This window comes from Proteus sp. TSJ240517 (assembly GCF_047921575.1).
In the GTDB taxonomy this organism is placed as follows: domain Bacteria; phylum Pseudomonadota; class Gammaproteobacteria; order Enterobacterales; family Enterobacteriaceae; genus Proteus.
On sequence record NZ_JBLRMH010000008.1, the window covers coordinates 203,088 to 215,125 of the forward strand.

At 40.6% G+C, this 12,038-nt stretch carries 12 protein-coding genes; 1 reads left to right on the forward strand and 11 read right to left on the reverse strand.

Annotation, left to right across the window (positions count from 1 at the left end):
* Window positions 1–40 precede the first annotated feature (40 nt).
* Window positions 41–946, forward strand: coding sequence for a TIGR01777 family oxidoreductase (locus tag ACNARN_RS14560; RefSeq protein ID WP_198630023.1), 906 nt, complete (start codon window positions 41–43; stop codon window positions 944–946).
* A gap of 341 nt (window positions 947–1,287) precedes the next feature.
* Here ACNARN_RS14560 and ACNARN_RS14565 read toward each other — a convergent pair whose 3' ends face one another.
* The 11 genes from ACNARN_RS14565 to ACNARN_RS14615 form a co-directional block, all read right to left on the reverse strand.
* Window positions 1,288–1,869 carry a UbiX family flavin prenyltransferase gene (locus ACNARN_RS14565; protein ID WP_198619761.1) on the reverse strand — a complete coding sequence of 194 codons (582 nt, stop codon included), beginning with the start codon at window positions 1,867–1,869 and terminating at the stop codon, window positions 1,288–1,290.
* 119 nt (window positions 1,870–1,988) lie between these two features.
* Window positions 1,989–3,506, reverse strand: a complete 1,518-nt coding sequence (gene purF, locus ACNARN_RS14570) for an amidophosphoribosyltransferase (protein ID WP_416304604.1) — start codon at window positions 3,504–3,506, stop codon at window positions 1,989–1,991.
* A 30-nt stretch (window positions 3,507–3,536) separates the two neighbouring features.
* Window positions 3,537–4,028: a colicin V production protein gene (gene cvpA / locus ACNARN_RS14575; RefSeq protein ID WP_416304628.1), complete on the reverse strand. Its 492-nt coding sequence runs from the start codon at window positions 4,026–4,028 to the stop codon at window positions 3,537–3,539.
* 185 nt (window positions 4,029–4,213) lie between these two features.
* A complete protein-coding gene (gene dedD, locus ACNARN_RS14580) occupies window positions 4,214–4,867 on the reverse strand; it encodes a cell division protein DedD (RefSeq protein WP_196533833.1) in 654 nt (217 codons plus the stop codon).
* Window positions 4,857–6,155 carry a bifunctional tetrahydrofolate synthase/dihydrofolate synthase gene (folC, locus tag ACNARN_RS14585; protein ID WP_198625797.1) on the reverse strand — a complete coding sequence of 433 codons (1,299 nt, stop codon included), beginning with the start codon at window positions 6,153–6,155 and terminating at the stop codon, window positions 4,857–4,859. Before folC ends, dedD begins: the two co-directional genes overlap by 11 nt.
* Window positions 6,148–7,110, reverse strand: a complete 963-nt coding sequence (accD, locus tag ACNARN_RS14590) for an acetyl-CoA carboxylase, carboxyltransferase subunit beta (RefSeq protein WP_109370914.1) — start codon at window positions 7,108–7,110, stop codon at window positions 6,148–6,150. The genes folC and accD overlap by 8 nt, the downstream gene beginning before the upstream one ends.
* Window positions 7,111–7,279: 169 nt before the next feature.
* The gene (locus tag ACNARN_RS14595) at window positions 7,280–7,981 is read right to left on the reverse strand and encodes a DedA family protein (RefSeq protein ID WP_109370915.1); all 702 of its coding nucleotides are present in this window, start codon (window positions 7,979–7,981) and stop codon (window positions 7,280–7,282) included.
* Window positions 7,982–8,005: 24 nt separating this feature from the next.
* Entirely contained in the window at window positions 8,006–8,890 is an 885-nt protein-coding gene (gene truA, locus ACNARN_RS14600; protein WP_232797506.1) for a tRNA pseudouridine(38-40) synthase TruA, read from the reverse strand.
* A complete protein-coding gene (locus ACNARN_RS14605) occupies window positions 8,890–9,900 on the reverse strand; it encodes an aspartate-semialdehyde dehydrogenase (protein WP_196533837.1) in 1,011 nt (336 codons plus the stop codon). Before ACNARN_RS14605 ends, truA begins: the two co-directional genes overlap by 1 nt.
* A 45-nt stretch (window positions 9,901–9,945) precedes the next feature.
* Window positions 9,946–11,088 carry a 4-phosphoerythronate dehydrogenase PdxB gene (gene pdxB / locus ACNARN_RS14610; RefSeq protein ID WP_198619757.1) on the reverse strand — a complete coding sequence of 381 codons (1,143 nt, stop codon included), beginning with the start codon at window positions 11,086–11,088 and terminating at the stop codon, window positions 9,946–9,948.
* A gap of 149 nt (window positions 11,089–11,237) precedes the next feature.
* The gene (locus ACNARN_RS14615; protein WP_349443297.1) at window positions 11,238–12,020 is read right to left on the reverse strand and encodes a helix-turn-helix transcriptional regulator; all 783 of its coding nucleotides are present in this window, start codon (window positions 12,018–12,020) and stop codon (window positions 11,238–11,240) included.
* Window positions 12,021–12,038: the final 18 nt, after the last annotated feature.

The window sequence follows — 12,038 nt, forward strand, 5'->3', positions numbered from 1 at the left end:
TATTTATTCTTTATCAAGCAAGTAGATCAGGAGGATTGTGATGAAAATACTTATCACAGGTGGTACAGGATTAATTGGCAAAGCATTAGTTTGTGAGCTTGCGCTCGCCAATAATGATATTACGGTGCTTTCTCGTTCGCCTCAAAAAGTTTATTCGCATTTTTGTAATGAAATCACCTGCTGGACTCAACTCAATGATAAACAAAATCTTAATGAGTTTGATGCCGTTATTAATCTTGCTGGAGAACCTATTGCTGATAACCGTTGGACTCCCTCTCAAAAGCAAAAACTGGTTAATAGCCGTTGTCATTTAACCCAGAAATTGGTTGATTTGATTAAAGCTAGCGATTCTCCTCCAGCAGTTTTCATTTCTGGCTCCGCAGTAGGTTTTTATGGCGATCAAGGTGATACACGAGTTACAGAAGAGACGCCAGCAAATCCTGAGTTTACACATGAACTCTGTGCAAAATGGGAACGTATCGCGCTTGAAGCTCAAACACCATTAACACGAGTTTGCTTGTTGCGTACAGGGATTGTACTTTCAACTCTCGGTGGCGCACTGCCTAAAATGAGCAAACCTTTCAAATTAGGATTAGGTGGCAAATTAGGGAGCGGAAAACAGTATATGCCGTGGATACATATCGATGATATGGTCAGTGCGATTGTTTTCTTGCTTAAAACCCAAGATGCTAAAGGCGCTTTTAACTTAACAGCACCTAACCCAGTACAAAATAAAGAGTTTACTCGCCTATTAGGAAAAGCTTTTAATCGCCCAGCATTAATGACGGTTCCCGAAAGTGTATTGCGTCTAGTGATGGGAGAAAGCGCGACATTAGTATTAGGTGGACAACAAGCCATTCCTGAAAAATTACTCAATGCAGGCTTTGAATTCCGTTATCCACAATTAGAAGAGGCATTAAAAGATATTATTACCACTGGAAAATAATCTCTTTTAATTCGAATTAGGTATTCTACCGAAGAGACGCAGTCAACAACGCTGTACCTTGAAGTATGACGAGTAAATACTCTAAATAATTCAAGATGCAGCTAGGCGACAAGTGAATCTATTCCTTGAAAAAACGCCTAGGAGCATACATCAGTATGTGACTAGTGCGAATAAACGCAGTCAACAACGCTATACCTTGAAGAATGACGAGTAAATACTCTAAATAATTCAAGATGCAGCTAGGCGACAAGTGAATGAGTCGCTAGGAGCATACATCAGTATGTGACTAGTGCGAATAAACGCAGTCAACAACGCTGCAACTTGAAGAATGACGAGTATACTTAGCGAGTGGGCTTATCGCCCTCCCACCTTTGAAATAAATCATCAGGTAAATCAATCTCAAACTGATCAAGTACACGATTTACTGTTTGATTAACAATATCATCAATCGTTTTAGGCTGAAAATAGAAGGCAGGTACTGGTGGCATAATCACTGCGCCTAACTCAGCAGCCTGTGTCATTAATCGCAAATGACCTAAATGCAGTGGCGTTTCACGCACACATAATACTAACTTACGCCCTTCTTTTAATACCACATCCGCAGCGCGAGTGACTAAGGTATCTGTATAGCTATGAACAATACCTGACAGGCTTTTGATTGAGCAGGGTAATATGACCATTCCATTGACACGAAACGATCCTGAAGAGATAGATGCGCCAATATCGCGATCGTCATAAATCACATCCGCTAAAGCATGAATATCTTTTAGCGAATAATCAGTTTCTAATGAAATCGTACGGCGTGCAGCTTGGCTAATCACTAAATGTGTTTCAACTGACGGCACAGATTTTAGTATCTCTAATAAACGTATACCGTAAATTGCACCACTGGCACCTGTTAGCCCAACTATCAGCTTTTTCATTATAATCCTCAGAATATATACCTTTGTTAATCATTATGATGATTAACCCTCAAAAAACAAGCGTCGATGCAGAACACACTGGCATCGACGCTTTATAAGGAAGGTATCTTACCGAAAAATCAGCCTTCGTTATAGATTTCCAAATTTTCTATTTCATTCTGATCACGAATTTTATGTTCATCATCACGACGTAGATTTTCTAAATAATCCAAGTAATCTTGATCGATATCTTTCGTAATATAAACACCGTCAAATACAGAACATTCAAACTGATTAATATCAGGATTCTCTTCTTGTACTGCAGCGATTAAATCAGTGAGATCTTGGAAAATAAGTCCATCAGCACCAATTAATTTACGAATTTCATCCACTTCACGTCCATGAGCAATAAGCTCATTGGCATTTGGCATATTAATACCATACACATTAGGGAAGCGAACTTCTGGCGCAGCTGAGGCAAAATAGACTTTCTTCGCACCCGCTTCTCTTGCTAGCTCGACAATTTGCTCTGACGTTGTGCCACGGACAATAGAGTCATCAATCAACAGAACATTTTTATCACGAAACTCTGCGCGATTTGCATTCAGTTTACGTCTAACTGACTTACGACGCTCTTGCTGACCCGGCATAATAAAGGTACGACCAACATAGCGATTTTTTACAAAGCCTTGGCGATAAGGTTTATTGAGAATATGCGCAATTTCTAAGGCAATATCACAAGATGTTTCAGGGATTGGGATCACAACATCAATGTGTAAATCATCCCATTCTTTGGCAATTTTAGCGCCTAATTTCTGCCCCATGCGTAAACGCGCATTATAAACCGAAATTTTATCGATAAAGGAATCAGGACGAGCAAAGTAAACATACTCAAACAAACAAGGCATTAACTGCGGATTTTCAGCACATTGGCGAGTAAAGAGTTGTCCTTGCTCTGTGATATAAACCGCTTCACCCGGTGCAACATCACGTAAAAATTCAAAACCTAAAGTATCAAGCGCAACACTTTCAGATGCGACCATATATTCATGGCGACCATCTTCTAAGGTACGTTTACCCAAGACTAAAGGGCGAATACCAAAGGGATCACGAAAAGCCAGTAAGCCATGACCGATGATCAAAGCAACACAAGCATAAGCCCCGCGGAGTTTTTTATGCATTGCCGCAACGGCTGCAAAAATATTATCAGGCTCAAGCGGGAAATGGTCAAAACGGTCTAATTCGTATGCCAATACATTGAGCAGGATTTCAGAATCAGAGGTGGTATTGATATGGCGACGTGCTGTTTCAAATAATTGGCGACGTAATAAATGCGCATTGGTTAAATTACCATTGTGCGCCAACGTAATACCAAAAGGTGAATTCACATAAAAAGGCTGCGCTTCTGATGCACTAGAACTACCCGCAGTTGGATAACGGACATGCCCTATCCCGATAGTACCTTTTAAACGCAACATATGACGGGTTTCGAATACATCTTTAACCAGTCCGTTCGCTTTGCGAAGACGGAAGCCGTTGTTACCGTCTATTGTTGCAATGCCTGCTGCATCTTGACCTCGGTGTTGTAACACCGTTAACGCATCATAAATTGATTGGTTTACTGGATTAGCTCCAGCGATACCGACAATACCGCACATGAATAGATCCTCATCAGCCAGACGGAGAGGTTATATTCTCTCCGACACGAAACTTGACGCATTTTGCAGGTAGTCAAAGAACCACCTAATAATATGGTTGAATTGAGGAATAAGCTCAGAACGTTGCCAATCAGCGCTATCTGCCATAGGCGTAAATGCGCCTAAAACAAAAAGTAATGCTGAAACTATCAGCACGCCTCTTAAAGCCCCGAAACAGACCCCCAATACACGATCTGTACCTGATAACCCTGTGCGTTGAACAAGAGAGCTAATCACATAATTCACAACAGCACCGACAATCAGTGTCGCAATAAATAACGTGACTATTGCAATCCCGTTACGAACCAGCTCATCTTCAAACCGGGTAAAATAGACGGCAAGATAAGGATAAAACTGACTAGCAACAAAGAAACCACAACCCCAGGTGATGAGTGACAATGCTTCACGAACAAAGCCACGGATCAGGCTGACTAATGCGGAAAAACCAATAACGGCAATGATGGCGTAATCTATCCAGACCATAAATTCTTTATCCAATAATGATGCTCCGCATTAATACGGAAGCATTCTAACAGAAAACGAAAACGTTTGCGTAATGCTAATTTTCGCTAATTTCAAAATAATTTACGGCGATATGAAAAATCATAATCGCCGCAATAAGTTAACGCTTTGTTACATCACTCATCTGATGACTCGTTTAGAAAAAATTAAGGCTTATATGCCCTTACCTCACCTTGTAAGCCCGTAAGCTCTTTTAAATGAGGCAAAATAGCCTGTAATTCTGACTTAGATGCACTAGGACCAATGTAAATTCGAGTCACTTGTCCAGCAACAGGACGTGCAGGTACGGTATATACCGGATAACCTGAGAAATGCATTTTCGCAATAATTTCTTCTACCTTCGCCGCATTTTTCAACGCACCTAATTGAACAACCCAAGCCTCGCCTTTCGGTGGCTGAGTTTCTTGTACTGGTGGTGCTGGTGGTTGTACTGGTGGCGTAACCACAGCCGGAGGCTCTGGTGTAGGCGTTGGCTGTTGTGGTGGTTGTACCGGTGGTGTAACAGGTACAACAGCAGGTGGTTCAGGTGTTGTAACAGCAGGTTGCTCGACACCTGTCACAGCTTCAGAAAGCATACCTTCAGATGCGCCTTCTGATGGAGTAGAAGGCACTGAAGTTTGCTCTATCGGGGCGATAGATTCTATTTCTTGCTCATCACCTGGTTTGGGTACTAAAGGAATAGAGGCGAACTGGTCTTCGTTATATTTCTTATCGCCGTCGAGCAGTGCGGGTAAAAAAATGACCCCTACTGCCACCAATACAACGGCACCGACTAAGCGATTTTGAAATTTACTTGCCACCCACACTCTCCTTTTCCAAAAGTTCCATCACATGCGCGACTGTATGAAATGAGCCACAAACCACAACAATATCGTTAGGAGCAGCATCGGACATTACTTGTTGCCATGCATTTTCAACACTATCGAATACCATTGGTTTCTCGAGATGTTGAGCTAACACATCCGCAGAAGCGCCACGAAATTCATTAAGTGGAGCTACATACCAATGATCAGCCAATGGTGTTAAGCACGCTAAAGTTCCTGCAATATCTTTATCACCCAGCATACCAACAACAATACGCACTTGAGTATCAGATTTTTGTGGTAATTGTGATAACTTTTCCGCTAAATATCCTGCTGCATGAGGATTATGTGCCACATCAAAGATAACCAAAGGATGTTGAGAAATTACCTGAAAACGACCTGGTAATTGTGCACGAGACATACCGTCGACAATACTTTGCTGTGTTATTGCTTGGCTGACTTTGTCATCAGATTTAAGCAAGCAACGAATAACCCCCATCGCTGTCGCCGCATTGGCTAGCGGAATATTAGGGATTGGCAGCGCATCAAATTCACAGTCAACACAACGCCAATGCCAGTGATCATCTTCAATAACAAAGGACCAATCTGTTCCACGACGGAAAAGCTTGGCTTGTTTTTCATTGGCAACTTGTGCAATGGAATGAGGCATATCTGGCTCACCCACAACAGCATAATGATTAGCTCGGAAAATACCGGCTTTCTCGTGGCCAATATGCTCTCTATCTGCGCCTAACCAATCAGTATGATCGAGGGCAATACTTGTGATAGCAGCAATATCCGCATCAACGATATTTGTCGCATCTAACCGACCGCCTAATCCTACTTCAAGAATAACAACATCAAGTTGTGCTTGTTGAAATAACTTCAGCGCAGCCAGAGTGCCATATTCAAAAAAAGTGAGCGAGATATCGCCTCTAGCTTGTTCAATTTCTGCAAAAACCTCACAGAAAGCATTTTCGGAGAGTTCTTTGCCTTGGATACGAACGCGTTCTGTATAACGAACAAGATGAGGGGAGCTATAAACGCCGACTTTCAATCCTGATGCTATCAAGATTGACTCTAGCATATGACAGGTTGTGCCTTTTCCATTCGTGCCTGAGACAGTAATTACCTTAGGCGCAGGACGTAACACATTTAATATTTTTCCTACCTTGCCTACTCGCTCTAACCCCATATCGATGGCGCTGGAGTGTAAATGTTCAAGATAAGAAAGCCACACCGACAAAGGCGATGTGGCTTTAGGAGCAGTTATGATATTAGACATCTTCTTTTTTATTCGTTTCGATGTTAATTTCTGGCTCGTTGTCTGTAGATTCAATTTCATCAGCAATCATTTCTTCACCGATGATTTCATCTTCATCTTCTACTAAATCATATTGAGTCAGCTTAGCCAGTAATTCAGCCAGCTCATCACGCATTTGAGGACGACGAATAATCATATCAATCGCCCCTTTTTCTAACAGGAACTCACTACGTTGGAAGCCAGCAGGCAGTTTTTCACGTACTGTTTGTTCAATAACGCGGGGACCTGCAAAGCCAATCAATGCTTTAGGTTCAGCAACGTTGATATCCCCTAACATCGCTAAACTGGCAGAAACACCACCCATTGTAGGGTCAGTCATAACTGAAATATAAGGTAAACCACGCTCTTGCATTTTTGCTAATGCTGCACTGGTTTTGGCCATTTGCATTAATGACATCAGCGCTTCCTGCATACGAGCGCCACCACTTGCAGAGAAGCAAACTAATGGGCAGTTATCTTCGAGTGCTTGTTCAACCGCACGAACAAAACGCGCCCCAACAACAGAAGCCATTGAACCGCCCATAAACGCAAATTCAAAGGATGCAGCAACAACTGGCATCTTTTTCAGCGTTCCTTTCATCACGATTAATGCATCTTTTTCTTGCGTTTGCTTTTGAGCAGCGCTAATTCTGTCTTTGTATTTTTTAGAGTCGCGGAATTTCAGAATATCTTTAGGTTCTAATTCGCTACCTAATTCTGTTGTACTTCCTGTATCAAGGAAAGTCTCAAGGCGACGGCGCGCTGAAATGCGCATATGGTGATCACATTTAGGGCAAACCTCTAAATTGCGCTCTAATTCTGCGCGATAGAGTACCTGCCCACAGCTATCACATTTAGTCCAAACCCCTTCAGGGATATTGGCTTTACGTGAACTTGTGATAGTGCTTTTGTTTAGAATTTTTTCAATCCAGCTCATTAATGGACCTTTTCGTCTGAATCTGACCTTCGCCAGTAAAATTATTGTTAGCGTATCAACCACAATACACTGGCTGTGTGGTTAGCAAAGTTTATGATGATACCGCTTACTGAATTTCAGCGCATCTCTTTATTATGGCTATTCTACGGCAAAAACTGATGATAACTGCTCAAACCTCTTTGTTATCACTTTCTTTCTTTGCTTTTGCACTCGCTCTACGATGGCGTAAGATCTCAATAACGCCCGGTAAAATAGAAATAACAATAATGGCAACAATTAGCAATTTTAAGTTCTTTTGAACTATATCTAAGTCACCAAAAAAGTATCCTGCATAAGTAAATAGCAGTACCCATGCAATTGCCCCAGTAACATTATAAAAGGCAAAGTGACGATATGACATTTTACCCATTCCTGCAACGAATGGCGCAAAAGTTCGGATAATCGGCACGAATCTTGCCAAAATTATTGCTTTACCACCATGCTTTTCATAAAAAGCATGGGTTTTATCTAGATATTCACGACGGAAAATCTTTGAATCAGGCTTACTAAACAGTTTTTCGCCAAAAAGTCGTCCAATAGAATAGTTAACCGCATCACCTAAAATAGCTGCACAAAGTAGCAGTAAAACAATAATATGAACATTCACATCATTAGTTTCTAATGAAGCTAAAGCGCCAGCAACGAATAATAAGGAGTCTCCGGGTAAGAAAGGCGTTACTACCAACCCTGTTTCACAGAAAACAATAAGAAACAAAATGGCATAAACCCATGTACCATATTGAGCAACAAGCTCAGCTAAATGGGCATCAATATGTAAAATAAAATCGATTAGAAATTTTATTAAATCAACAAATTGCGTTAATATTTCCATAAATCCTCAGAAAACTGGGTGTTTTTATGATTGAGATATCTCAATAGGGTTATCCGCTAAAAATAGTGGACCCATTGCAGGTTTTGGTAATTCAAATTGCTCAGGATAATCCACAGATACCAAGTACAGTCCATTTGCTTTGGCTGTTGCAGCCGCTTTGGTTCTGTCTTTTAAGGCTAATAATTCAGCCATCCAAGTAATATTCTGATTGCCACACCCTATTTCTAGAAGACTGCCAACAATATTTCTCACCATATGATGAACAAACGCATTCGCTTTAATATCCACGACAACATAGTCACCATATCGAGAAACATTGACATGCATAACGTTACGCCATGGCGTTCGAGATTGACATTGGACAGCTCTAAAAGAGGTAAAATCATTTTCACCCAGTAGACATTGTGCTGCTTGATGCATGCGTTCAGCGTCTAAAGGATAATGAAAATGTGTCACTCCAGATGACAAGATAGCGGGACGATAGCGATGATTAAAAATCACATAGCGATAACGTCTTGCTGTTGCACTAAAGCGAGCATGAAAATCGTCAGAAACTGTTTTTACCCAACGTACTGCAATATCCGCAGGCAAATGGGTATTCACTCCCATAGTCCAAGCGGGATCTTTGCGATGTGCCGTTGTTTCAAAATGGACAACTTGCCCCGTTGCGTGCACACCAGCATCTGTCCTTCCAGCACAAAAAACCGATATAGGCTCATTAGCCACTTGTGAAAGTGCTTTTTCTAGCCGTTCTTGTACACTACGCACTTCATTTTGGCGTTGCCAGCCATAATAGCGACTACCATCATATTCAACGCCTAAAGCAATTTTGATTGTTGTGCTTTCAGAGGCAACCGCTGACTCAGTCAAGGGCTGTTCTGTCACTTCAGCACTCACTTGCACATTCATTAGTAAAACTGCTCCTGCATTAATTGCTCTGCTACTTCAACAGCCATTAATGCCCCGCCAAAGCGCACGTTATCTGCTACTGACCAAAATTGTAAGGCTTCTGGCATACCATAATCATTACGGAAACAACCTAAATTCAAGCTCACATTGCCTGAAGCATCAGTCACTTGTGTTGGAAAATCATTTTCATCACTGATATTCAGATCTTCATTTTCTTGTAATGTCTCACGCGCTTCATCACTCCCCATTGGACGAGATGTTTCTAATTGCACGGATTGCGCATTACCATAAAAAACGGGTGCTTGTAATGTGGTGACAGAAATAGGCAAACCTTCGTCTTGCAAAATTTTACGAATTTGGTCAACCATGCGACGCTCTTCTTGTATAGAGCCTTCGTCATCAACCATTAAAGGTAAAATGTTAAATGCTAATTGCTTATTAAAACGACCTAATTCAGGAGGAATACCGTTAAGTAAACGGGCACTTTGCCCTGCCAGTTCATCTACGGCTTGTTTTCCAAAACGAGAAACAGACATTAAGTTTGTCACGCTAAGGCGTGTTAAACCCGCAGATTCTGTTAATGGGTTAATGGCACGTAATAATTGGCTTACCATGCTATCAGCTATTGAAACAATATTACGAGTACGGTATTCCGCTAGCATTGCACTGTTCACGCCAGGAACAACCAATGGTATATCCCAATCCATTGCAAAAATGCCACTACAATCAATAACAATACAGCCAGCATCAGCCGCTTGTTGTGCATATTGCGCACTGATTTCTGTTGGTGCGGCAAAGAAAGCTAATTGAATATCAGCCCACTCGATATTGTGAATACCTTGAACCGCAACACTTTTGCTGTTTACACGCACCGATTTTCCAATGCTATCTTCACTTGCGATTGCAGTTAATTCACCAATGGGAAATTCACGCTCTTGTAGCAGTTCTAAAATCGCTTCACCGACAGCGCCTGTTGCACCAACAACTGCAATATTCCAACCTTCTCCCATAAGATATCCTCCAATAACATAAATTTTTAAAAATAATATTTTGCTTTATTTGTGTGTAGTACTTTTATATGTAGCACTAAAGCCAATTGCATTTAATGTATCAACCGTAGTTTGATTATCACAAATGACATGGAGTGAAGACCACTCACGACGAACAGGATAAAATTTGCGTAATTTATCAAACTCCCCTTTTATTCCTGCTACTTTTCGTAATGGAGCATCATCACGACGCACATCATAAACAAGATGAATCAGTTGTTTTAAAAGTGTTTGAGTTAACTTACCTTGTACTGAAATGGTGGAAATAGTAGGTGCAGGTAACAGAGTTGATAATTCAACTTTTTGAGGCTGTCCAATAAAATCACAATAAGCTTCAAAAACTTGAGTTGTACCACGCGCCTTACCTTCTAAGGTGTAACCCGCAATATGTGGTGTTGCGATATCAACTTTATTTAATAACTCAATAGAGAGATCTGGCTCTGGCTCCCAAACATCCAACACAACACGTAAGGATTTACCTTTCTCAAGTACAGACAATAATGCTTGATTATCAACAACCTCGCCACGGCTCGCATTAATTAAAATACGACCTTCAGGCAATTTTTCGAGGTTGCTCTCATTAATTAAATGATAACTTTTGTATAAGCCTGATTTATTGAGAGGTGTATGGAAAGTTAGAATATCTGCTTTTTCTAACAATGTTTCCAATGGATGAAACTCTTCATCATCACCATTATCCGCTCTTGGTGGATCGCAAAGTAAAACATTTACACCCAATGCGCGAAGGCGCGTTGCTAATCGACCGCCCACATTTCCCACACCGACAATACCAACGACTTTATCGGTCAATTGAAAGCTATCTTGCTCTGCTAACATCATCAGAGCAGAAAATACATATTCAACAACCGCGATAGCATTACAACCTGGGGCTGATGAAAAACCAATTTGTTGCTGTTTTAACCATGCAATATCTACATGATCGAAACCCGCAGTCGCGGTTCCAACAAATTTTACTGGCTTGCCTGATAATAAGGATTCATTGACTTTAGTAATTGATCTCACCATTAAGGCATCAGAATCATTAAGCTCATCAGTAGGTAATGGACGACCAGAAACAGCTTTTACCTCACCTAATTGGCGGAAAAGTTGTTCCGCATAAGGCATATTTTCATCAACCAGAATTTTCACGGTGTTATCTCACTGATTTGGTATTTATGTGTGTAAACAATCAATCGAAAAACAAAATTAAGCGATCTATTTTGCCACTTATTCACAGTAAAGCCTATTATTGACAGTAAAATCCGCCTAGATTTTAAGTAAATATATGAAAAGAAGACTTAACAATTGGGTAATCGACGAAAACGTTCCGGTGTTGTGCCAGCATATTGTTGAAACATCGCAATAAATGAGGATGAAGAGCTATATCCCACATCAAATGCTATTTCATTCACGCTTTTCCCTTGTTCTAATAAAGAAATTGCATGTAAAAAGCGTAGGCGCTTACGCCATTCACTAAATGACATGCCTAATTCTTGTTGGCAACGACGAGAAAGTGTTCTTTCTGAGGTATAACGCTTTTTAGCCCATTCTTCTAACGAGGTATTATCCGCTGGATCCTGCTCTAATACAGAAAGTATGGGAGCAAGTAATTTATCTTTAGAAGACGGTAAATAAGTATGATGTATTGGCGAAATTTTAAGTTGATCAATCAGTACTTGAGCTAAGCGAAAATCTTCTTCTGTTTGTGGTTTACACACACCACGATGAAAAAAGTCGGAAAATATAGTTGAAAAAATAGCACTTAATTGAATCAAACAAGGTTTATCTAATAATCCTTCACACCAACTTGGTGCGATATCTAGCACCTTAAAAGAGAGTGTTTTTTTATTGTAACTAGCATGCCCTACATTTTTGGGTATCCATACACTAAATTCTGGTGGCGCTAAAAACCGCTGTCCTCCAGCTTCTAAATCCATGACACCAGAAATCACATAAAGTAACTGACCAAAATCATGTTGATGATAAACAAACTCTGTTTCAGCTAATAGTTGTTCATCACGAAATCGAACTGTATCTGGATCAGACAATAACCATTGCATTTTTTGTTGTTCAATTGTCATCTTTATGTTGTTCTCTTG